22 protein-coding genes are annotated in these 20,405 nt (G+C 68.1%); 12 read left to right on the top strand and 10 right to left on the bottom strand.

Translation table 11 applies throughout. From position 1 onward, the window contains the following. Window positions 1-55: 55 nt before the first annotated feature. Window positions 56-583, bottom strand: a complete 528-nt coding sequence (locus ASE31_RS27275) for a DUF962 domain-containing protein (RefSeq protein ID WP_057205755.1) — start codon at window positions 581-583, stop codon at window positions 56-58. Window positions 584-683: 100 nt separating this feature from the next. Here ASE31_RS27275 and ASE31_RS27270 point away from each other — a divergent pair, with 100 nt between their 5' ends. The 8 genes from ASE31_RS27270 (at window position 684) to ASE31_RS27235 (ending at window position 7,975) form a co-directional block, all read left to right on the top strand. After that, window positions 684-1,388 carry a Crp/Fnr family transcriptional regulator gene (locus ASE31_RS27270; protein ID WP_057205752.1) on the top strand — a complete coding sequence of 235 codons (705 nt, stop codon included), beginning with the start codon at window positions 684-686 and terminating at the stop codon, window positions 1,386-1,388. Between the two features lie 92 nt (window positions 1,389-1,480). Continuing rightward, window positions 1,481-2,914 (top strand): aldehyde dehydrogenase family protein, encoded by a 1,434-nt coding sequence (locus ASE31_RS27265; protein ID WP_057205750.1) that lies wholly within the window; start codon window positions 1,481-1,483, stop codon window positions 2,912-2,914. A gap of 51 nt (window positions 2,915-2,965) precedes the next feature. Further along, window positions 2,966-3,553 carry a DUF2889 domain-containing protein gene (locus ASE31_RS27260; protein ID WP_057205747.1) on the top strand — a complete coding sequence of 196 codons (588 nt, stop codon included), beginning with the start codon at window positions 2,966-2,968 and terminating at the stop codon, window positions 3,551-3,553. Between the two features lie 61 nt (window positions 3,554-3,614). Continuing rightward, window positions 3,615-4,376 carry an SDR family oxidoreductase gene (locus tag ASE31_RS27255; RefSeq protein ID WP_057205746.1) on the top strand — a complete coding sequence of 254 codons (762 nt, stop codon included), beginning with the start codon at window positions 3,615-3,617 and terminating at the stop codon, window positions 4,374-4,376. 63 nt (window positions 4,377-4,439) lie between these two features. Then, entirely contained in the window at window positions 4,440-5,576 is a 1,137-nt protein-coding gene (gene moaA, locus ASE31_RS27250) for a GTP 3',8-cyclase MoaA (protein ID WP_057205743.1), read from the top strand. A 55-nt stretch (window positions 5,577-5,631) separates the two neighbouring features. Further along, window positions 5,632-6,273, top strand: a complete 642-nt coding sequence (mobA, locus tag ASE31_RS27245) for a molybdenum cofactor guanylyltransferase MobA (RefSeq protein WP_057205741.1) — start codon at window positions 5,632-5,634, stop codon at window positions 6,271-6,273. Next, window positions 6,270-7,559 (top strand): gephyrin-like molybdotransferase Glp, encoded by a 1,290-nt coding sequence (gene glp, locus ASE31_RS27240; protein ID WP_057205739.1) that lies wholly within the window; start codon window positions 6,270-6,272, stop codon window positions 7,557-7,559. The genes mobA and glp overlap by 4 nt, the downstream gene beginning before the upstream one ends. Before the next feature lie 89 nt (window positions 7,560-7,648). Then, a complete protein-coding gene (locus tag ASE31_RS27235; protein ID WP_057205737.1) occupies window positions 7,649-7,975 on the top strand; it encodes a thioredoxin family protein in 327 nt (108 codons plus the stop codon). 6 nt (window positions 7,976-7,981) lie between these two features. Here ASE31_RS27235 and ubiG read toward each other — a convergent pair whose 3' ends face one another. Beyond that, window positions 7,982-8,686, bottom strand: coding sequence for a bifunctional 2-polyprenyl-6-hydroxyphenol methylase/3-demethylubiquinol 3-O-methyltransferase UbiG (gene ubiG / locus ASE31_RS27230; RefSeq protein WP_057205735.1), 705 nt, complete (start codon window positions 8,684-8,686; stop codon window positions 7,982-7,984). Between the two features lie 37 nt (window positions 8,687-8,723). After that, the gene (locus ASE31_RS27225) at window positions 8,724-9,104 is read right to left on the bottom strand and encodes a thiol-disulfide oxidoreductase DCC family protein (protein ID WP_082604408.1); all 381 of its coding nucleotides are present in this window, start codon (window positions 9,102-9,104) and stop codon (window positions 8,724-8,726) included. Window positions 9,105-9,198: 94 nt separating this feature from the next. On the opposite strand from ASE31_RS27225, the gene ASE31_RS27220 reads away from it, so the two are divergent. After that, on the top strand, window positions 9,199-9,543 hold the full coding sequence (locus ASE31_RS27220; protein WP_057205732.1) for a metalloregulator ArsR/SmtB family transcription factor: 345 nt from the start codon (window positions 9,199-9,201) through the stop codon (window positions 9,541-9,543). Window positions 9,544-9,547: 4 nt separating this feature from the next. Here ASE31_RS27220 and ASE31_RS27215 read toward each other — a convergent pair whose 3' ends face one another. The 5 genes from ASE31_RS27215 to ASE31_RS27195 form a co-directional block, all read right to left on the bottom strand. After that, window positions 9,548-10,318, bottom strand: coding sequence for an SDR family oxidoreductase (locus tag ASE31_RS27215; RefSeq protein ID WP_057205730.1), 771 nt, complete (start codon window positions 10,316-10,318; stop codon window positions 9,548-9,550). 44 nt (window positions 10,319-10,362) lie between these two features. Further along, window positions 10,363-11,478 (bottom strand): SMP-30/gluconolactonase/LRE family protein, encoded by a 1,116-nt coding sequence (locus ASE31_RS27210; RefSeq protein WP_200961172.1) that lies wholly within the window; start codon window positions 11,476-11,478, stop codon window positions 10,363-10,365. Window positions 11,479-11,545: 67 nt separating this feature from the next. Continuing rightward, on the bottom strand, window positions 11,546-13,153 hold the full coding sequence (garD, locus tag ASE31_RS27205; protein WP_057205725.1) for a galactarate dehydratase: 1,608 nt from the start codon (window positions 13,151-13,153) through the stop codon (window positions 11,546-11,548). A 43-nt stretch (window positions 13,154-13,196) separates the two neighbouring features. Further along, a complete protein-coding gene (locus ASE31_RS27200; protein WP_057205723.1) occupies window positions 13,197-14,348 on the bottom strand; it encodes a mandelate racemase/muconate lactonizing enzyme family protein in 1,152 nt (383 codons plus the stop codon). A 65-nt stretch (window positions 14,349-14,413) separates the two neighbouring features. Beyond that, window positions 14,414-15,373: a tripartite tricarboxylate transporter substrate binding protein gene (locus ASE31_RS27195; RefSeq protein WP_057205720.1), complete on the bottom strand. Its 960-nt coding sequence runs from the start codon at window positions 15,371-15,373 to the stop codon at window positions 14,414-14,416. A gap of 421 nt (window positions 15,374-15,794) precedes the next feature. On the opposite strand from ASE31_RS27195, the gene ASE31_RS27190 reads away from it, so the two are divergent. Next, window positions 15,795-16,808, top strand: coding sequence for a LacI family DNA-binding transcriptional regulator (locus ASE31_RS27190; RefSeq protein ID WP_057205718.1), 1,014 nt, complete (start codon window positions 15,795-15,797; stop codon window positions 16,806-16,808). Window positions 16,809-16,825: 17 nt separating this feature from the next. Here ASE31_RS27190 and ASE31_RS27185 read toward each other — a convergent pair whose 3' ends face one another. Continuing rightward, entirely contained in the window at window positions 16,826-18,070 is a 1,245-nt protein-coding gene (locus tag ASE31_RS27185; protein ID WP_235514785.1) for an MFS transporter, read from the bottom strand. Window positions 18,071-18,267: 197 nt separating this feature from the next. Beyond that, window positions 18,268-18,750, bottom strand: coding sequence for a VOC family protein (locus tag ASE31_RS27180; RefSeq protein WP_200961171.1), 483 nt, complete (start codon window positions 18,748-18,750; stop codon window positions 18,268-18,270). 243 nt (window positions 18,751-18,993) lie between these two features. Between ASE31_RS27180 and ASE31_RS27175 the strand changes: the two genes are divergently transcribed. Next, complete coding sequence (locus tag ASE31_RS27175) at window positions 18,994-19,497, top strand: YbhB/YbcL family Raf kinase inhibitor-like protein (protein WP_057205714.1); 504 nt, start codon at window positions 18,994-18,996, stop codon at window positions 19,495-19,497. Window positions 19,498-19,523: 26 nt separating this feature from the next. Next, complete coding sequence (locus ASE31_RS27170) at window positions 19,524-20,402, top strand: AraC family transcriptional regulator (protein ID WP_162261443.1); 879 nt, start codon at window positions 19,524-19,526, stop codon at window positions 20,400-20,402. The last annotated feature ends 3 nt before the right edge of the window (window positions 20,403-20,405 follow it).

The raw sequence follows: 20,405 nt of genomic DNA, 5'->3' as shown, positions 1-20,405 counted from the left end.
TGCGGTGCCGTGGGCAAAAGTCGATGAACGAGGAGAGAGGGGGAGATGCGCCGGTTCAGGCCGCTGCAGTCGGGCCCGTGCGCAGGCGCACCGGGCCGCTGCGCTGCTCGATGGCGTGCTGCACTTCCTTGCGCAGGCCCATCAGAAAGCCCAACTCGGCCACCACGAAGAGCGGCCCCACGATCAGGCCTGCCAGGTCGTCCACGAAGGCGGGCTTGCGGCCCTCGTAGTAGTGGCCCACGAACTGGATCACCCAGCCCACGGCGAACAGGCCCAGGCCCGTGGCCAGCCACAGCGTGGTGCCTTGCAGCGCCAGCCATTGGCCGCCGGCCAGCATGGCGGCCTGCAGCGCTGCCATCACCAGGCCAAAGCGCGTATCGAGCCGGAAGTAGAAGACACTGGCCGCGATGGCTGCCACCAGCGCCGGCCCCACAGGCACACCACCCAGCAGCCAGACGGGGCGCGAGAGCAGGATCACCACGGCGAACATGATCATCGGCACCCCCACGAAATGGGTGTGGATGTTGCGCGGGTCGCGGTGGTAGTCGGCGTACTGGGCCAGGTGGTCGATCAGGGTTTTCATGGGTGTCTCCTGGTTGTTGTTGTAAGCAGCATCCATACTCGTGCGGCGCCCGCCCCCCGTCTGTCGGGGAGCCGACACAAACCCAGCCTTACCCGACTGCATGACCGACCCCGCCGCCTACCTTCCCGTGCTCCAGTCCGGCCGCTGGTTTGCCCACCTGCCGCCCGACTTCGCCCAGCCCCTGCTGGCCATGGCCCACCTGCGCCAGCTGGCGCCGGGCGAGGTGCTCTTTCTGCGCGGCGATGCGCCCTGCGGGCTGTATGCCGTGGTGCGCGGCGCGATCAGCATTTCGGGCACGGGCGGGCGGGCCGACGAAGCGCGCGCCGCCATGCTCACGCGGCTGGAGCCCCCGCACTGGTTCGGCGAGATCTCGGTGTTCGACAATTCGGCCCGCACGCACGATGCCCACGCGGCCGAAGCCAGCACCCTGCTGCAGATACCGCACGACCCTCTGCAGGCCTGGCTCACCGCCCACCCTCAGCACTGGCATGCGCTGGCCCTCTTGCTCACCGACAAGCTGCGCACCGCCTTCGTGGCCATCGAGGAACTGGCCCTGCTGCCTGCCGGCCAGCGCCTGGCGCGCCGCCTGGTGATGATGGCCGAGGGCTACGGCCAGTGGACGGCCGAGGGCCAGTCGCGCCGGGTGATCGGCATATCCCAGGAGCAGCTGTCGCTGATGCTGGCCATTTCGCGCCAGACCACCAATCAGATCCTCAAGGACCTGGAGGGCCGCGCCCTGGTGCGCGTGCACCGCGGCGAGGTGGAGATCCTGGACCTGGCGGCCCTGCGCGCCACTTGCTACTGAATCAATAGCGCCCAGCACACACGGGTTATCACCCAAGTGCATTTGGGAGCAAAATACTAAGAACACTTTGCATTTCCGGGCAAAATGGCGGCATGCAACTGAACTACATCGCCAACGCCTCTGTTCCGTCCTCGTCGGGCCGCACGCTTGCCGTGATCGACCCGTCCGACGGCCAGCCCTTCGACGAGATCCAGCGCAGCAACGCCGATGACATCGACGCGGCGGTGCATGCGGCGCGCCAGTGCTACAACGCAGTGTGGCAGCGCATGGCACCGGCCGACCGGGGCCGCCTGCTGCAGCGCCTGTCGGCCAAGGTGCTCGAGCATGCCGACGAGCTCACGGCGCTGGAGCAGCGCGACTGCGGCAAGCCCACCAAGCAGGCCCGCGCCGACACGCTGGCGCTGGCGCGCTACTTCGAGTTCTATGCCGGTGCCTGCGACAAGCTGCATGGCGAGACCCTGCCCTACCTGGACGGCTACAGCGTGCTCACCTGGCGCGAGCCGCATGGGGTGACGGGCCATGTGATCCCCTGGAACTACCCGATGCAGATCTTTGGCCGCAGCGTGGGCGGTGCCCTGGCGGCCGGCAACGTCTGCGTGGTCAAGCCGGCCGAAGACGCCTGCCTGTCGCTGATCCGCGTGGCGCAGCTGGCGGCCGAGGTGGGCTTTCCGTCCGGCGCGCTGAACATCGTCACGGGCTACGGCCACGAGGTGGGCGACGCGCTGGCGCGCCACCCGGGCATCGACCACATCAGCTTCACCGGCAGCCCCAAGATCGGCACGCTGATCCAGCAGGTGGCGGCCGAGCGCCACTGCCCGGTGACGCTGGAGCTCGGCGGCAAGAGCCCGCAGATCATCTTTGCCGATGCCGACCTGGATGCCGCCGTGCCCGTGGTGATCAACGCCATCGTGCAGAACGCGGGCCAGACCTGCAGCGCCGGCTCGCGCGTGCTGATCGACTCGCTGATCTACGAACCGCTGCTCGAACGCCTGGGCAAGGCCTTTGAACAGCTGCGCGTGGGCCCCGCGGCCATGGACCTCGATGTGGGCCCGCTGATCCGCCAGACCCAGCAGCAGCGCGTGTGGGACTTTCTGTCTGACGCGCAAGTCGCTGGCATCCCCATGGTGGCCCAGGGCGTGGTGGTGGACGAGTCGCCCGAAGGCGGCTTCTACCAGGCCCCCACGCTGCTGCGGGATGTGCCGGTGCAGCACCGCCTGGCGCAGGAGGAAGTCTTCGGCCCGGTGCTCTCGGCCATGGCCTTCCAGGACGAGGACCATGCGGTGGAGCTGGCCAATGCCACGCAGTTCGGCCTGGTGGCCGGCATCTGGACGCGCGACGGCTCGCGCCAGTTCCGCATGGCCAAGCGCGTGCACAGCGGCCAGGTGTTCATCAACAACTACGGCGCCGGCGGCGGCGTGGAGCTGCCCTTCGGCGGCGTGAAGTCCAGCGGCTACGGGCGCGAAAAGGGCTTCGAGGCGCTGTACGGCTTCACCACCCTCAAGACCGTGGCGATCAAGCACGGTTGATTGCGGCGCTCGCCGACCTGGCGGGCACCGATTTGCGCAAGACCTCTTTCCATGCCCCTGAGCCCCCCCGCCCCCCGCACCGCCCGCCATGTCCGGCGCGTGACCTACCAGGGCTATGAACGCGACGACGGCCTGTGGGACATCGAAGGCGAGCTGCACGATAGCAAGGCCTACGATGCCCCCGTGCACCGTGGCGAGGGCGTGCGCCGCGCGGGCGAGCCCATCCACCACATGCTGCTGCGCGTCACGGTGGACCGCCAGCTCGTGGTGCAGGCCATCGACGTGGCGATGGATGCCCACCCGCTCAAGGACTGCCCGCTGGCCCAGGCCGCGCTGCAGCAGATGGTGGGCTGCAGCATGACCCGCGGCTGGCGCCAGGCCATCCAGAAGCACCTGGGTGGCGTGGCCAGCTGCACCCACCTGCGCGAGCTGCTGTTCAACCTGGCCACCGCCGCCTTCCAGTCCGTCACCGCCGTGTTCGCACCGCCTGCCAATGGCGACCCGCCGCGCCACCTGAACCAGTGCACGGGCTGGGCCTTCGACGGCAACGGCGTGAAGGAGCACTTTCCGCAGTTCTACGGCCGCGTGCCCGCTGCAATCAGCAAACCCGACACGGCGGCACCGCCCGCCGAACGCTGACCACAGCAGTTCCACACCTTTTTTTTTACCGCCCCATTTTCCAAAGACAGGGAGACACTCCATGCGTGCACAGAACAAGTCCGTCATCGTCACCGGCGCCGGCAACGGCATTGGCGAAGGCATCGCCAAGCGCCTGGCGGCCGAGGGCGCCAAGGTCATCGTCAACGACATCAACGAAGCCGGCGGCCAGCGCGTGGTGGCCGAGATCACCGCGGCCGGCGGCACGGCCGCCTTCTTCAAGGCCGACGTGACGAATTCGGCCCAGGTCAAGGCCCTGGTCGATGAGGCCGTGCGCCTGTACGGCCAGCTCGACGTGATGGTCAACAACGCCGGCTGGACGCACCGCAACCGCCCCATGCTGGAGGTGAGCGAGGACGAGTTCGACAAGGTCTATGCCATCAACATGAAGAGCATCTACCTCTCGGCCATCCACGCCGTGCCGGTGCTGCGCAAGGTGGGAGGCGGCATCATCATCAACATCGCCTCCACGGCCGGCCTGCGCCCACGCCCAGGCCTGACCTGGTACAACGGTTCCAAGGGCGCCGTGATCATCACCAGCAAGTCCATGGCGGCCGAGCTCGGCCCCGACAACATCCGCGTGAACTGCATCAACCCCGTGTTCAACCCCGACACCGGCCTGGCCGCCGAATTTGCCGGCGGCCCGGTGGACGATGCGCGCCGCGCCAAGTTCCTGGCCACCATCCCGCTGGGGCGCTTTTCCACCGCGCTCGACGTGGCCAACGCCGCGCTCTACCTTGCCAGTGATGAAGCGTCCTTCATCAATGGCGTGTGCATCGAGGTAGACGGCGGCCGCTGCGTCTAAGCCCCCACAAGGGCAAGTTGGGAGGCCGCATCCCCAATGCAGCAACTGCGGCAAAATGCCCCCATGGCCGAACGTGTGATCCCCCTGGTGGACCAGCGCAGCGCCGCACTCCGGGCGGTGGTGCCGCTGCATGGCCAGGCGCCCACGGGCCACTTGGTGGACACGCGCGGACGCCCCTTGCGCGACCTGCGCATCAGCGTGACGGACCGCTGCAACTTCCGCTGCAGCTACTGCATGCCCAAGGAAGTGTTCGACAAGGACTACCCCTACCTGCCGCACAGCGCGCTACTCAGCTTCGAGGAGATCACGCGGCTGGCAAAGCTCTTTCTGGCCCATGGCGTGCGCAAGATCCGCCTCACGGGTGGCGAGCCCCTGCTGCGCAAGAATCTCGAAGCCCTGGTGGCGCAACTGGCCGCGCTGCGCACGGTGGACGGCACGGCGCCCGACCTCACGCTGACCACCAACGGGTCGCTGCTGGTGCGCAAGGCCCGCGCGCTCAAGGATGCGGGCCTGAACCGCGTGACGGTGAGCCTCGACGGCCTGGACGACACGGTGTTCCGGCGCATGAACGACGTGGACTTCCCGGTGGCCGACGTGCTCGCGGGCATCGAGGCCGCGCATGCAGCGGGCCTGTCGCAGATCAAGGTCAACATGGTGGTCAAGCGCGGCACCAATGACCACGAGATCCTGCCCATGGCGCGGCACTTTCGCGGCACGGGCACCACGCTGCGCTTCATCGAGTACATGGATGTGGGGGCCACCAACGGCTGGCGCATGGACGAGGTGCTGCCCTCGGCCGAGCTCATCGAGCGCCTGCGCGCCCACCTGCCGCTGGTGCCGCTCGATCCCGCCAGCCCGGGCGAGACCGCCGAGCGCTGGGGCTATGCCGACGCCAGCGGCCTGCACGACCCGGCGCTGGGCGAGGTCGGCGTGATCAGCAGCGTGACCCAGGCCTTCTGCCACGACTGCAACCGCGCCCGCCTGTCCACCGAAGGCCAACTGTACCTGTGCCTGTTCGCCACCCAGGGCCATGACCTGCGCAGCTTGCTGCGCGGCGGCGCGAGCGACGAGGCCATCGCCTCGGCCATCGCCCCCATCTGGCAAAACCGCAGCGACCGCTACTCGGAGCTGCGCAGCAGCCTGCCTGCGGATGCCACGCCTGGGCCGCGCCGGGTGGAGATGAGCTATATCGGCGGGTGATGCAGGCGCTGCTGCCCTTTCTTTTTCTTCAACGCACACCGGGCCACCCCTCTCCATGATCGACATCCAGGACATCACCGGCCTCGTGCTGGCCGGGGGCCGCGGCTCCCGCATGGGCGGGGTCGACAAGGGCCTGCAGGGCTTTCGCGGCATGCCGCTGGCGCTGCACACGCTGATGCGGCTGCAGATGCAGACCGGCGCCACCATGGTCAACGCCAACCGCAACCTGGCAGCCTACGAATCATTCGGCGCGCCGGTGTGGCCCGACGTGCTGGCTGACTACGCCGGCCCGCTGGCCGGCTTCATGACCGGGCTGGAGCGCTGCGAAACCCCGTGGATGCTGACCGTGCCCTGCGACACCCCCCTGTTCCCGCTGGACCTGGCGGCGCGCCTGGCCGCAGCGGCCGACGAAGCGGGTGCCGACATCGCCATGGCCGCCGCCCCCGAGGACGATGGCAGCGGCCAAGTGGCCGTGCGCCCCCAGCCCGTGTTCTGCCTGCTGCGCGTGGACCTGCTGGAGAGCCTGGTGGCCTTCACCCAGGCCGGCGGCCGCAAGATCGATGCCTGGACAGGCCAGCACGCCTGCGCCATCGTGCCCTTCAACGCCCCTGGCGACGACCCGCAGGCCTTCTTCAACGCCAACACCCTGGCCGAGCTGCACGCGCTGGAGGCCGGCACACCATCCGACCGCCCATGAAGACCCTTGCCCAGATTGCCGCCGAACTGCAGGGCTACGATCCCAAGGCCCTGAGCGTTGCCGATGCCAATGCCTTCCTCGCGCGCCTGGTGCAGCCGGTGCAGGGCACCGAAACCATTGGCATCTTCGATGCGCTGGGGCGCGTGCTGGCCAGCGACGTCGTCTCGCCTGTGAGCGTGCCGCCGCACGACAACTCGGCCATGGATGGCTATGCGCTGGCCGGCACCCAACTGGTGCCGGGCCAGCCGCTCACGCTGCGCCCCGTGGGCACGGCCCTGGCCGGCAAGGCCTGGGCAGGCACGGTGGCCACGGGCGAGTGCGTGAAGATCATGACCGGGGCCATCATGCCGCCGGGCCTCGATACGGTGGTGCCGCAGGAGTTCACCACCACCGGCGCCGACGGCTCCATAACCATCGCCGCCGACGTGCTGCGCCTGGGCGACAACCGCCGCTTCAAAGGTGAGGACCTGGTGCAGGGCAGCGTGGCATTGGCGCAGGGCGAGCTGCTCACGCCGGCCGCACTGGGCCTGGTGGCCAGCCTGGGCCTGCCCACCGTCACGGTGCACCGCCGCCTGCGCGTAGCCTACTTTTCCACCGGCGACGAGATCCTGAGCCTGGGCGAGCCCCCACGCGAAGGGGCGGTGTACGACAGCAACCGCTATACCGTGTTCGGCCTGCTCACGCGCCTGGGCGTGGAGGTGATCGACCTGGGCGTGGTGCGCGACGAGCCCGCCCTGCTGGAGGCGGCCTTCCGGCAGGCGGCGCAGCAGGCCGATGCCATCATCACCAGCGGCGGCGTGAGCGTGGGCGAGGCCGACCACACGCGCACCATGATGAAACAACTGGGCGACGTGGCCTTTTGGCGCATCGCCATGCGCCCCGGCCGCCCCATGGCCGTGGGGCGTTTGGCGAGCGACACGCCCGATGGCCGCGGCGCCGTGCTGTTCGGCCTGCCCGGCAACCCGGTGGCGGTGATGGTCACCTTCCTGGCCTTCGTGCGCCCGGCCCTGCTGCGCATGATGGGCAGCACCCATGCGCCCGCCCCCCTCATGCGCGCCACCAGCACCGAGGCCCTGCGCAAGAAACCCGGCCGCACCGAGTACCAGCGCGGCACCGTGAGCACCGCCCCCGATGGCAGCCTGCAGGTCTGCACCACCGGCAACCAGGGCTCGGGTGTGCTCAGCTCCATGGTGCAGGCCAACGGCCTCATCGTGCTGCACCATGGCCAGGGTGACGTGGCCGTGGGCGAACCCGTGGACGTCATGGTATTTGACGGCGTGATCTGACACGCAGGTGCGGCATGGACTTCCCAACGCCTGCGGCAACGCGGACTACGCTGCACTGAACACCCCCCTCTCATGGAAACGAGATCGCCATGCCTTACGCAGCCCAACACCTTTCACAGCCCCCTTCGCGCGATGAAGTGGACCAATTGGCCGGCGCCACTGTCGTCGAGTTCGGCACGCCCTGGTGCGGCCACTGCCAGCGCGCCCAGCCCCTGATCGAAGGGGCCTTGAAGGACCGTGCCGATGTGGCCCACGTCAAGGTCGAGGACGGCCCCGGCCAGCGCCTGGGCCGCACCTTCGGCGTGAAGCTCTGGCCCACCCTGGTCTTCCTCAAGGACGGCAAGGAAGTGGACCGCCTGGTGCGTCCGCAGCAGGCCGCCGATGTGCAAAAGGCGCTGCAGGCCGTTGCCGGCTGACCCCCTTCAGCCCTCCTTCTTCATCGCCAGCAGATAGCCCACGCGCAGCGCGCGGTGCAGCCTGAACGCCTTGGTGAACGGGTTGTAGCCCAGCCCGCGCGAGTCCTTGAGCGTGAGGCCCGCGGCCTTCGCGTCGGCCACCAGCTCGTGCGGGCGGATGAACTTGCGCCAGTCGTGCGTGCCCACGGGCAACAGCCGCAGCACGCGCTCCGCACCGAACACCGCGATCAACCAGGCGAACGGCGTGCGGTTGATGGTGGAGAAGAACACCCAGCCACCGGGCTTGACCAGCCGCGCACAGGCCTCGATCACCAGGCTCGGGTCGGGCACATGCTCCAGCATCTCCATGCAGGTCACCACGTCGTAGCTGCAGGGCTGCTCGGCCGCTAGCTCCTCGGCAGACACGGCGCGGTAGGCAACACTCGACCCGGTCTTGCGGGCATGCAGCGTGGCCACCTTGAGCGGCTTGTCCGCCAGGTCGATGCCCAGCACATCGGCCCCGCGCCGGGCCATGGACTCGGCCAGGATGCCACCGCCGCAGCCCACGTCGAGCACACGCTTGCGTGGGAGCGATACGGCGTCGTCGATCCACTGCAGGCGCAGTGGGTTGATCTCGTGCAGCGGGCGGAATTCCGACTCGGGATCCCACCAGCGGTCGGCCAGTTGCTGGAATTTGGCGAGTTCGGCGGCGTCGAAATTGGTGTGGACCATGGTGTTGCTCCTTTGAAAATCGGAAAGATCGACTGGCTTACCAGTGGCCCTGGGCTCGGTTCCAACGGTAGAGCCGGCGGGCAAAGGCGTTGTAGAAAAGGTCGGTGATGCGGCGCAGGCCCCACCAGCGCAGCGGCGCGGCCAGCCAGCCCCAGCGCGGCACGCGCCGCAGGGTGGCGGCCAGGGCGTCGGCGCCCACCTGCATGCGCCCCTGCCCGTCGGCCACGTGCAGGCGTTCGCGCACGGCTTCGAGGTCCAGGCCCAGGGCACCGAGCACCTCGGGGTGCTGGTGCACGTCCACCCATTGCACACCCCCATCGGCGGCCAGTCGCTCCCGCATGGCACAGATGCCGGCATCGCACACGGGGCAGGCGCTGTTGTAGTACACGGTGGCAGTGGGGTTCGGGGTGTTGCGCATGGCCATTTCCTTTGCAGTCATCATAGCAATATTTAGTTAAATACCTAAATATTTAATTAAATAAGTCACGACACAGCTTCGCTAGAATGCGCAGATGGAAAAAATCTTCGAAGCGCTTGCGTCCACCCCCCGGCGCAAGATCCTGGCCTACCTGTCCGAGACCGAGCTGTCGGCGGGCGAGATCGCCACGCGCTTCGAGATGAGCAAGCCCTCGCTGTCGCAGCACCTCAAGGTGCTGGAGAATGCCGGCCTCGTCACGTCGGAAAAGCGCGGCCAGTTCGTCTTCTACAGCCTGCAGCGCGACAACCTGGCCCACACCCTCACGGGCTTCATGCAGAGCGTGTGCCCCGTGTCCACGGGGCTCAAGAAGGAAAGCCGCGCCCTGGCCCAGAGCAAGGCCAAGGCAGCGGGCGCCAAGCCCAAGCCGGCGGCCGAATAAGGCCTCAACCGCGCCCTGCGAAAGGCATGTTCGATGCCATCACGGTCATGTTGAGCACGTTGGCGGAGAGCGGCAGGCCGGCCATGTAGCTCACAGCCTCGGCCACGTGCTTGACGTCCATCATGGGCTCGGTGGCCATGGTGCCGTTGGCCTGGCGCACGCCCTCGCCCTTGGTCATGCGGGCCGACAGGTCGGTCAGCGCATTGCCGATGTCGATCTGGCAACCCACGATGTTGAACGGGCGCCCATCGAGCGCCAGGCACTTGGTGAGGCCCAGCACGGCATGCTTGCTGGCCGTGTAGGGGCTGCTGAAAGGCCGCGGCGTGTGCGCCGAGATCGAGCCGTTGTTGATAATGCGCCCACCCTGGGGCGACTGGCGGCGCATGAGGCCGAAGGCCGCCCGCGCGCACAGGAACACGCCGGTGATGTTGGTGTCCACCACATCCAGCCACTTCTCCACGGGCAGCTCGTCCATGGGCACGGCGGGCGCGCCGATGCCGGCATTGTTGAACAGCACATCGAGCCGGCCGCCTTCCTTCTCGACCGCCTGGAACAGCGCATCGACGCTGGCGGGGTCGCGCACGTCGGACGTGACGGCCAGGGCCTTGCCGCCCAGGGCATGCACTTCCGAAACAAGCGAATCGAGCAACTCGGCACGGCGACCGGTGGCCACGACGAAGAAACCGTCGTGCGCGAGCGCCTTGGCAACGGCACGGCCGATGCCGCTGCCGGCGCCGGTGACGAGAGCGACTTTCTGGGCGGGAAGAGAGGACACGCAAATACTCCTGGTGAGATAGAAACGATGGCGACAGTACGACCTTACACCGCGCCGTGCGACTCCACGTACAGGGCGTACAGCGAATGGCTGCTGGTCATGTACAGCCGGTTGCGCTTGGGCCCGCCGAAGGCCAGGTTGGCGCAGCGCTCGGGCAGGCGTATGAAGCCGATGGGCTTGCCCTCGGGGTTGAAGACCTTCACACCGTCCATCTCGTCGGAGCGGGCCGTGGGCAGGTGCGCCTTCATGCCGCCGCCGATGTCGGTAGGCTCGGCCGCCAGCGCGCCGGTGTAGCCCCAGCCGCACCACAGGTTGCCGTCGCGGTCCACCTTGAAGCCGTCGAAGGCACCAGGGCCGGCGGCATCGATCAGCTTGGTCTTGTTGGAGACGCTGGCGCCATCGGCCGACACGTCGTAGGCCCAGATGCTGCGGTTGGGCGTGCCCTTCCACTCCACCACGTAGAGCTTCTTCTCGTCGGGCGAGAACGCCAGGCCGTTGGGGTTCACCAGGTCGATGATCACGGCCGTGAGCTTGCCGTCGGGCGCTATGCGGTAGACGTTGGTCGTGGCCTGCTCGGGCGTGGCGCGCGAGCCCTCCCATTCGCCGCCGATGCCGAAGGTGGGGTCGGTGAACCAGACGCTGTCGTCCGACTTGACGACGATGTCGTTGGGCGCATTCAGGCGCTTGCCCTCGAAGCGGTCGGCCAGCACGGTGGTGCGGCCATCCTTCTCGGTGCGTGTCACCCGGCGAGTCACAGAATGCTCGCAGCTGATGAGCCGGCCCTGGCGGTCACACACATTGCCGTTGGCGTAGTTGACGTTGGTCTTGTGCACCGAGAACTGCCCGGACTTCTCGTCGTACTTCATCAGCCGGTTGTTCGGGATGTCGCTGAGCAGCAGGTAGCCGCCCTCGGGGAAGTAGGCCGGCCCCTCGGCCCAGCGCATGCCCGTGCCCAGCTGCTCCACAGTGCTGCTGTAGATGCGGTACTTGGCAAAGCTCGGGTCCAGGATGAACACCGAGGGGTCGGGGTAGCGCTGGTTGGGTTTGAAGTCGAAGGCCTGCGCGCCGGCCAGGCCGCTCAGGGCGGCTACACCAGTGCCGGCCGCCGTTTTCAGAAATTTGCGGCGAGCGGGCAGCATGCCTTGTGGATGGGTCGTCATCTCTCTTGTCTCCTGTTGTGGTTTTGAATGAAAGAAAGCGGAACGCGGCCGATCCTCGGCCGCGGAATCAGGTGACCGGTGCGGGGTTGAACAGCACCAGCGCGTTGTGAAGCTTCCAATGCTCGGCCCAGGTCTTCTTGCGGCCGCTGGCCACGTCGAGCATGAGCTGGAACATCTCCCAGCCCACGTCGGCAATCGTCTTCTCGCCGGTGGCAATCGTTCCGGCGTTGATGTCCATCAGGTCGTGCCAGCGCCGCGCCAGGTCGTCGCGCGTGGCCACCTTGATCACGGGCACCTGGGCCAGGCCATAGGGCGTTCCACGGCCGGTGGTGAACACGTGCAGGTTCATGCCCGCAGCCAGTTGCAGGGTGCCGCAAATGAAGTCGCTGGCGGGCGTGGCCGCGTAGATCAGGCCGCGCTGCTTGAGCTTCTCACCCGGCGCGATCACGCCCGAGATCGGCGAGCTGCCCGACTTGACGATGGAGCCCATGGCCTTTTCCACGATGTTGGACAGGCCGCCCTTCTTGTTGCCTGGCGTGGTGTTGGCGCTGCGGTCCACGCGCCCGCGCTGCAGGTAGGCGTCGTACCAGGCCATCTCGCGGATCATGGCCTCGGCCACCTCGGGTGTAGAGGCACGGGAGGTGAGCTGGTCGATGCCGTCGCGCACCTCGGTCGTTTCCGAGAACATCACCGTGGCGCCCGCGCGAACCAGCAGGTCGGTGCAGTAGCCCACGGCCGGGTTGGCCGTGACGCCCGAGAACGCGTCGCTGCCACCGCACTGCACGCCCACCACGAGTTCGCTGGCGGGCACGGTCTCGCGCCGGCGCGCGTTCAGGCGCTCCAGGTGCAGTTCGGCCTGGCGCAGGATGGAATCGACCATGGACATGAAGCCCACGTGCGCGTCGTCCTGCAGGCAGACCACGTCGAGCGGCGTCTCGGCGCTCGTACCCGTGTCGGCCACGTTGCGCTCGTCCACCAGCGGAATGCTGCCGGGCGGCAGCAGGCGCTCGGGCTGCAGCTTCTCGCAGCCCAGGCTGACCACCATCACCTCGCCGCCGAAGTTGGGGTTAAGCGAGATGTTGCGCAGCGTGCGAATGGGGATGATGGCGTCGGGCGCGTCGATGGCCACGCCGCAGCCGTAGGTGTGCTCCAGCGCCACCACGTCGTCCACGTTGGGAAAGCGCGGCAGCAGCTCGGCCTTGATGCGCTGCACGGCGAAGTCGGTCACACCGGCCACGCATTGCACGGTCTGCGTGATGGCCAGGATGTTGCGCGTGCCCACCGAGCCATCGGCATTGCGGTAGCCCTCGAAGGTATAGCCTTCCAGGGGTGGCTGCGGATCGGGCTTGACCGTGGCGATGGGCAGGCCTTCGAGCTCGCGCGCCTCGGGCATGCGCAGCAGGCGCTCGTGTACCCAGGTGCCCGCGGGGATGGGTTTCAGGGCATAGCCGATGGGCACGTTGTAGCGGCGCACCTCGCCGCCTTCGGCAATGTCCACCAGCGCCACCTTGTGCGCCTGCGGCACCTTGTCCACCAGGGTCAGGCCCGAGGGGAATACGGTGCCCGCGGGCAACCCCCCGTCGTTGGCGACGATGGCGACGTTGTCGCGCTCGTCCATCTTGATGTGCAGGGGCGGCCGCGCCGGGGTCGTGGAGGATGCGGTGCTATCGGTCATGGGGTTTTCTCGGTGCTGTTTTTCTCAATCTACCGCAGGCGCATCAGGGGCGCTGTCCGACTTCTGCCGTCTCGCGCGTCCAGGCACGCGCCTGCTCGCTCAGGCTCAGGCCCAGGCCGGGGCGCGTGGGCACCAGCATGCGGCCGTCCTTGATCTCCAGGCGCTCGTTGAACAGCGGCTCCAGCCAGTCGAAATGCTCCACCCAGGGCTCGGTGGCATACACGGCGGCCAGGTGCACGTGCAGTTCCATCGCGAAATGCGGGCCCAGGCTCAGGCCCGCGTGCTCGGCCTGCGATGCGATCTTGAGGAAGGGCGTGATGCCGCCCACGCGCGGGGCATCGGGCATCAGGTAGTCGGCCGCGCGGTGGCGGATCAGCTCGCCATGCTCGGCGGCGCTGGTCAGCATCTCGCCCGTGGCGATGGGCGTGTCGAAGGTGGCGGCCAGCGCGGCGTGGCCTTCGAAGTCGTAGGCGTCAAGCGGCTCCTCGATCCACACCAGGTTGAACTCTTCGAAGATGCGGCACATGCGCTGCGCCGTGGGGCGGTCCCACTGCTGGTTGGCGTCCACCATCAGCGGCACGTGCTCGCCCAGGTGCTTGCGCACGGTCTCCACGCGCGTGATGTCCAGCGCCCGGTCGGGCTGGCCGACCTTGAGCTTGATGCCGCCGATGCCGCGCTCGATGGAGGCGCCCGCGTTCACCACCAACTGGTCGATGGGTGTGTGCAGAAAACCGCCCGAGGTGTTGTAGCACTGCACCGAGTCGCGCTGCGAGCCCAGGAGCTTGGACAGCGACAACCCCGCACGGCGGGCCTTGAGGTCGTACAGCGCCACATCAAAGGCACCGATGGCCTGGGTGGACATGCCGCTGCGCCCCACCGAGGCCCCGGCCCAGCACAGCTTGGTCCACAGGCGCGAGATGTCGCTCGGGTCCTCGCCAATCAGCGCGGGCGCGATTTCCTTGGCGTGTGCAAACTGCCCGGGCCCGCCAGCGCGCTTGGAATAGCTCAGCCCCAGGCCCTTGTGGCCGTCCCGGGTTTCGATCTCGGCAAACAGCATCGCGATCTCGGTCATGGGCTTTTGGCGGCCGGTGAGCACCTTGGCGTCGCTGATCGGGTTGGCCAGCGGCAGGTAGCACGAGGAAACACGGACCCAGGCGATGGAGTCGCCGGCGGCGGACGGGGTGGAGGCAGTCATGGGCAGGAACTGGGGGATAACAGGAAAACAGGAGCCCCAAGGCTGCGCCTTGGGGCTGTGACGCATCAGTCGATGGAGATCTTTCCGGTCTCGATCACCGTCTTCCAGCGCGCGTACTCCTTCTTCTGGAAGTCGGCGAACTGGGCCGGCGTGTTGACCACCATCTCAAAGCCGATGCCGACGAACTGGTCCTTCACCTTCGGGTCGTTCAGCGCCTCGGCAAACGCGGCGTGGGCCTTTTCGCGCACGGCGGGCGACAGGCCCTTGGGGGCGACGATGGCCTGCCAGGAGGTGACCTCGACGTTCTTCACGCCGGCTTCGGTCAGGGTGGGCACATCGGGCAGCACGGGCGAGCGCGCGGCGCTGGTAACGGCCAGGGCGCGCATCTTGCCGCCCTTGATGTACTGCACCACCGAGTTGACGTTCTGGAACGAGGCATCGACCTGCCCGCCCATGATGTCGGTGTGCGCAGGCGCACCACCTTTGTAGGGCACATGGATGGCGGTCGTACCCGTCTGCTGCCAGAACAGCTCGGCCGTCAGGTGGTCGCTGGAGCCGTTGCCCGCCGAGGCAAAGGTCAGCTTGCCGGGGTTGGCCTTGAGGCTGGCGATCACATCGGCCACCGTCTTGAACGGCGAATTGGTGGGCACGACCAGCACATTGGGCGACTGCACGGCCACGGTGATCAGGTCGAAATCCTTGAGCGCGTCGTATTGCATGCCCTTGAGCAGGTGCGGCGTGATGACCAGCGGACCGAGCGACGTGACCAGGAAGGTGTACCCATCGGCCGGAGCACGCTTGACGAAGGTGGCGCCGATGGTGCCCGTGGCCCCGGCCTTGTTCTCCACCAGGAAGGACTGCTTGAACTTGTTGGTGAGCAGCGGGCCCACGGCGCGTGCCACTTGGTCGGTGGAGCCACCGGGCGGGAACGGCACGACCAGCGTCACCGACTTGTCGGGCCAGGTCTGCGCGTGTGATGCCAGGGCCGCCAGGCCGATGCACAGGGCGGTGAGTGTCTTCTTCATGCGTTGTCTCCTTCTTTATGAAAATGGTCCCGATGGCCTGCCCGCGCAGTTGCTGCGGCCTTGGGTGGAACGGTCTGACGGCGCAGTCCAAAATGACAACGTTGTCATTTCACTGCCAGAGCAGCATGGTTAGCGATTTCTGTATGTTGGTTTGTCGCACCCACCAGCTGCTGATTGCCGCAGTCCGGCGCAAATGATATCGTTGTCATTTTGAGCCGTCAACCCGATTCAGACCAGGGTTTGCCCGAAGAAGACAAGCCTGCCAGGGCCACAAACCACTGCCCGCGCGCCCCATCGGCTCGGCCAGCGAGAGCCCCTACCCGTCGTCATCGCACTACGCGCCACCTTGCCAGTGCCGGGCATCCCCGGATTTTTGGTAGGGTATGGCCCCACTCACCGCTCCCTTGTCATCGCCCGCCCCATGAACACCCCCTCCCCTCACAAGCCCGTCACCCTGCACGACGTGGCCAAGGTCGCGGGCGTGTCGCTCATCACCGCGTCGCGCGCGCTGAGCAACCCGGGCGTGGTGTCGGACAAGACCATCGCCAGGGTGCGCGAGGCCGTGGAGGCCACGGGCTACATCCCCAACCTGCTGGCGGGCGGCCTCAAGTCCAAGCGCAGCCGCATGGTGGCGGCCATCGTGCCGGCGCTGTCGGTGTCGCAGTTCCTGCCCACCGTGCAGACTCTCACCTCGGCGCTGGCTGCGGGCGGCTACCAGGTCATCGTGGGGCAGACCAACTACGACGCCGAGCGCGAGGAGGCCGTGCTCAACACCATGATCAGCCGCCAGCCCGACGGCATCGTGATGACCGGCCTGGTGCAGTCGCAAAAGGCGCGCGACCGGCTCAGGCGATCCGGCATCCCGGTGGTGGAAACCTGGGACCTGAGCGACCGGCCGGTGGACATGGTGATCGGTTTTTCGCACCTCAAGGTGGGTGGTGCCGTGGCCGGCTACTTCCTTGCGCGCGGCTGGAAAAAGGTGGGCATCGCTACCGGCAGCGACCACCGCGCCATGCTGCGGCGCGAAGGCTTTCTGGCCACGCTGGGCCGCGACGACGTGCCCACCGCTGTGGTACCCGCCCCGAGCAGCCTGGCCCTGGGCCGCCGCGCGCTGGCCGAGCTGCTGGCCAAGGAACCGGGCCTTGAGGCCGTGTGCTGCAGCTCAGACACCCTGGCCCACGGCGTGCTGGTGGAGGCCCAGGCACGCGGCCTGCGCGTGCCCGAGGACCTGGCCGTGGTCGGCTTCGGCAACGCCGAGTTCGGCGCGCACATGCTGCCGTCGATCAGCACCGTGCATGTGGATGGCCCCGAGATCGGCCGCCTGGCCGCGCAGCTCATCATGGCCCGCTGCAATGGCGAGGCGGTAGCGCAGCCCATCGTGGACCTGGGGTTTCGGCTGATCGAGCGGCGCTCCACGTCGGTGGATGCGACGTAGCCGCCTGGTCCACACCGCTATGCGTTGCGCCCCAGGCGCACGGTAGCCAGCAGCGCCAATGCGACGCATGTGGCACCCGCCCCCACAAGGAAGGCCGCGCCGATGCCGAACCAGTGCGTCGCCATGCCCACCACCGGCCCCGTCACGCACAGCGCAATGTCGGCAAAGGCGATGAAGTTGCCCACCGCGCGGCCGCGCTGCTCGGGCGGCACGGAGCGCGTGGCCAGCACACCCATGGCTGGGAACACCAGCGAAAAGCCCAGGCCTGTGAGCGTGGCACCCAGCACGGCCATGGTGGGGCTGCCCGCCTGCCAGACCAGCAGTTGGCCCACGGCCTCGAAGGCGAGCGAGCCCACGGCCACGGCCGTGGCACCCAGGCGGTCCGGCAGGCCCGAGCCCACCAGGCGCACGAGGATGTAGGCCGCGCTGAAACCCAGCAGCGCCATGCCCGCATGGGCCCAGCCGTGGGCCGCGTAGTTGAGGGTGAGGAACGCAGCCATCGCCGCATACGGCACAGTGGCCAGCGCCAGCACAAGCCCCGGCCGCCAGATCAGGCCCAGCACGCGGTGGAACGGCACGCGCTGCTGCCCACCTGAGGCCGGCACGGCCGGCAGCCGCAGCGCAATGACCCAGGCCAGCAGCGGTGTGATCAGCGCGAGCACGCCCACGCCGGCAAAGGCGAAGGATGGCTGCACCGCCAGCCCGAGCGGCGCGCCCAGGCCGAGCGCGGCATAGATGGCAATGCCCACCCAGGACATGACAGAACCCGTGCGTGCAGGCCCCACCCGCGCAATGCCCCAGCTCATGAGGCCGGTGAGGAACAGGCTTTCACCGAGGCCCGCCACCAGGCGGCCGAGGATCAGCATGGCCAGGCTGGTTGCAGCACCCAGGGGCAGCACACTGGCCAGCACATACGCCAGCCCCGAGCAGGCCGTGAGCGGCAGGCCCAGCAACACGGCAAAACGCGGCCCGCGCTGGTCGCACAGCGTGCCCGCCTGGTGGCGCGTGAGCAAGGTGGCCAGCGACTGCAGGCCGATGGCCCAGCCCACGGTGGCCGCGCCAAAGCCCAAGTGGTCGCGCACCTCCAGCGCCAGGGCGCCGAGCGGAATGCTGATGGACAGAAAACCGAGGAAGACCGCCAGCACCACCGGTGCCAGCGCCGCGAACAAGGCAGGCGCAGGTGCAGAAACGGACCCGAGCGGGCGAACTACGGAAGAAGCGGAGGGGGATGGAGAAGAAGAATGCGAAATGCGTGACGTCATGGAGAGCGCGCCTTTAAAACGCCGAGACACGCCCTTACTGGGCTCCTCTCGACAAAGGACGCGTTGGATGACGGTAACGCTTACGACAGGCTGGCTGGCAGCTGCGGGGCGGATTATGGCGTGGTGTTTCGCTGCCCGTCAACCGCACCGGAGAAAAATATTTCCCGATGCTCCGGCGGACCTGCACGCGGCCAGGCTCAGCCGCGAACGGCCTTTTCTATCGCTGCGACATCGATCTTTCTCATGGGCATCATGGCCTGGAAGGCACGCTTGGCCACCTCCCCACCCTGGGCCATGGCATCGGTCAGCACACGCGGGGTGATCTGCCAGTTGATGCCCCAGCGGTCCTTGCACCAGCCGCACTGGCTCTCCTGCCCGCCGTTGCCGACGATGGCGTTCCACAGGCGGTCGGTCTCGGCCTGGTCGTCGGTGGCGATCTGGAACGAGAAGGCCTCGCTGTGCTTGAACTGCGGGCCGCCGTTCAGGCCGATGCAGGGGATGCCGGCGACGGTGAATTCCACCGTCAGCACATTGCCCTTCTTGCCGCCGCCCGGGAAATCCGATGGTGCCTGGTGCACAGCGGTCACCTTGCTGTCCGGGAAGGTCTGGGCGTAGAAGTTGGCAGCGGCCTCGGCTTCGCTGTCGTACCAGATGCAGACGGTGTTCTTGGGCATGGGCATGCGGTGTCTCCTGAGATGGATGGGTGTAAGCAGGAACACGAAGCAAAGCAGCCCCTGCGCGGATCGAACGCCGGCCAGTGTGTCGCGTTCGGTGCCAACCCGCAAGGCAGTGCCTGTAGGACGCCACCGCGACACTGCGCGTCTTTGCATTTGATCGGATTGGCACAGAATGCGATTGGCGCCGCACCCTTTGAAAGTACCCCGGAACCTAGACTTTGCGCACACCAACCACCGGGAATCGACATGCCTTTCAACACCGCCACCCCATTCACCGTGCACAGCCCCGACATGGCCGATGGCCGCGTGGCCCGCGCGCAGTTCGCCAGCGCCATGGGCGGCCCGGGAGACAACCTGTCGCCGCAGATCGAATGGCAGGGCGCGCCGGCCAGCGCGCAGAGCTTCATCGTCACCCTGTACGACCCCGACGCACCCACCGGCTCGGGCTGGTGGCACTGGGCCGTGGCCAACCTGCCGGCCAGCACCCGCGCCTTGCCGCGCGGCGCCGGGGTGGCAGGCACCGGCGCCCTGCCCCCAGGCGCCGTGGAAATCAACACCGATATGGGCGTGCCCGGCTATGTGGGGCCCCTGCCCCCGCCCGGCGAAGCGCACCGCTACGTGATCACCGTGACCGCGCTCGACGTGCCGCAGCTGGACCTGCCGCCCACGGCAACCCCGGCGCTGCTGGCCTTCATGGCCGGCGCCCACACGGTGGGCAAGGCCAGCTTCACCGCCATGGGCGCACGCTGATCGCGGTATCGATGAACCACAGCCCCATGCGCACACGCCCCGCTGCACCCGACGGCGCAGCCCCGGCCCGCAGCATCCACGCCTTGCCCGGCGTGGGCATGGCGGCCCACGTGCTGCAGGGGCGCGGGCTGGAGATACTGCGCATGCGCATGGACCAACCCGCGCTGATCCTGGTCGACCAAGGCACCAAGACCGTGCGCGCCGAGCGCGGCGCCACGGCACGCGCCACGCCCGGGCAGGCCATCGTCATCGACGGCCAGCAGACGGTGGACTTCACCAACGCCGTGCCCCGCGGGGTGGACCACTACGAGGCCCGCTGGCTGGTGTTCGACACCGCCCTGCTCGACGACCCCTACTACCTGGCCCGTGCTGCGCAGGCCGAGCGCTCCGGCACAGCGAGCGCATCGGTGCGCCGGGTGCCCCAGGTGGCACCAACGCTGGCCAACGCGTTCGAACGCGCCGCCCAATCCTTGGCGCCGGACCAAGCCCTGCCCGCCTCCGTCGCGCGCCAGCGGGTGCTGGAGGTGCTGCACTGGCTGCTGGAGCAGCACGGCATCGCCGTGCACGCCCCACCAGCGAATCCCGGCGTATCGGTCAAGGTGCGCGCGCTGATCGCGAGCCGGCTCAACGCCGACTGGACCGCCGGCCGCATCGCCAGCGAACTGGCCGTGTCCGAAGCCACGCTGCGCCGCCGCCTGGTCGCCGAAGGCGCATCGCTCACCCAATTGCTCGTGGACGCGCGGATGGCTACCGCGCTCACGCTGCTGCAGGCCACGGCGCAACCGGTATCGTCCATCGCGCTGTCGGTGGGCTATGAATCACCCTCGCGCTTTGCCGTGCGGTTTCGCCAGCGCTTTGGCTTTGCACCCACGGCCGTGCGCGGCCATGAGCGCGGGGCTCACTGATCC

Source organism: Acidovorax sp. Root217, assembly GCF_001428645.1.
Classification (GTDB): domain Bacteria; phylum Pseudomonadota; class Gammaproteobacteria; order Burkholderiales; family Burkholderiaceae_C; genus Acidovorax.
The sequence above is the reverse complement of the archived record's forward strand: the minus strand, read 5'-3'. Positions and strand labels throughout refer to the sequence as shown.

Coding starts and splice junctions, on each gene's coding strand:
- ASE31_RS27275 (WP_057205755.1), bottom strand. CDS start 583: ATGAAAACCCTGATCGACCACCTGGCCCAGTACGCCGACTACCACCGC.
- ASE31_RS27170 (WP_162261443.1), top strand. CDS start 19,524: ATGCGCACACGCCCCGCTGCACCCGACGGCGCAGCCCCGGCCCGCAGC.
- ASE31_RS27225 (WP_082604408.1), bottom strand. CDS start 9,104: ATGCGCAACACCCCGAACCCCACTGCCACCGTGTACTACAACAGCGCC.
- glp (WP_057205739.1), top strand. CDS start 6,270: ATGAAGACCCTTGCCCAGATTGCCGCCGAACTGCAGGGCTACGATCCC.
- ASE31_RS27210 (WP_200961172.1), bottom strand. CDS start 11,478: ATGACGACCCATCCACAAGGCATGCTGCCCGCTCGCCGCAAATTTCTG.
- ASE31_RS27175 (WP_057205714.1), top strand. CDS start 18,994: ATGCCTTTCAACACCGCCACCCCATTCACCGTGCACAGCCCCGACATG.
- ASE31_RS27255 (WP_057205746.1), top strand. CDS start 3,615: ATGCGTGCACAGAACAAGTCCGTCATCGTCACCGGCGCCGGCAACGGC.
- ASE31_RS27270 (WP_057205752.1), top strand. CDS start 684: ATGACCGACCCCGCCGCCTACCTTCCCGTGCTCCAGTCCGGCCGCTGG.
- mobA (WP_057205741.1), top strand. CDS start 5,632: ATGATCGACATCCAGGACATCACCGGCCTCGTGCTGGCCGGGGGCCGC.
- moaA (WP_057205743.1), top strand. CDS start 4,440: ATGGCCGAACGTGTGATCCCCCTGGTGGACCAGCGCAGCGCCGCACTC.
- ASE31_RS27260 (WP_057205747.1), top strand. CDS start 2,966: ATGCCCCTGAGCCCCCCCGCCCCCCGCACCGCCCGCCATGTCCGGCGC.
- ASE31_RS27265 (WP_057205750.1), top strand. CDS start 1,481: ATGCAACTGAACTACATCGCCAACGCCTCTGTTCCGTCCTCGTCGGGC.
- garD (WP_057205725.1), bottom strand. CDS start 13,153: ATGACCGATAGCACCGCATCCTCCACGACCCCGGCGCGGCCGCCCCTG.
- ASE31_RS27200 (WP_057205723.1), bottom strand. CDS start 14,348: ATGACTGCCTCCACCCCGTCCGCCGCCGGCGACTCCATCGCCTGGGTC.
- ASE31_RS27235 (WP_057205737.1), top strand. CDS start 7,649: ATGCCTTACGCAGCCCAACACCTTTCACAGCCCCCTTCGCGCGATGAA.
- ubiG (WP_057205735.1), bottom strand. CDS start 8,686: ATGGTCCACACCAATTTCGACGCCGCCGAACTCGCCAAATTCCAGCAA.
- ASE31_RS27180 (WP_200961171.1), bottom strand. CDS start 18,750: ATGCCCATGCCCAAGAACACCGTCTGCATCTGGTACGACAGCGAAGCC.
- ASE31_RS27185 (WP_235514785.1), bottom strand. CDS start 18,070: ATGACGTCACGCATTTCGCATTCTTCTTCTCCATCCCCCTCCGCTTCT.
- ASE31_RS27195 (WP_057205720.1), bottom strand. CDS start 15,373: ATGAAGAAGACACTCACCGCCCTGTGCATCGGCCTGGCGGCCCTGGCA.
- ASE31_RS27190 (WP_057205718.1), top strand. CDS start 15,795: ATGAACACCCCCTCCCCTCACAAGCCCGTCACCCTGCACGACGTGGCC.
- ASE31_RS27220 (WP_057205732.1), top strand. CDS start 9,199: ATGGAAAAAATCTTCGAAGCGCTTGCGTCCACCCCCCGGCGCAAGATC.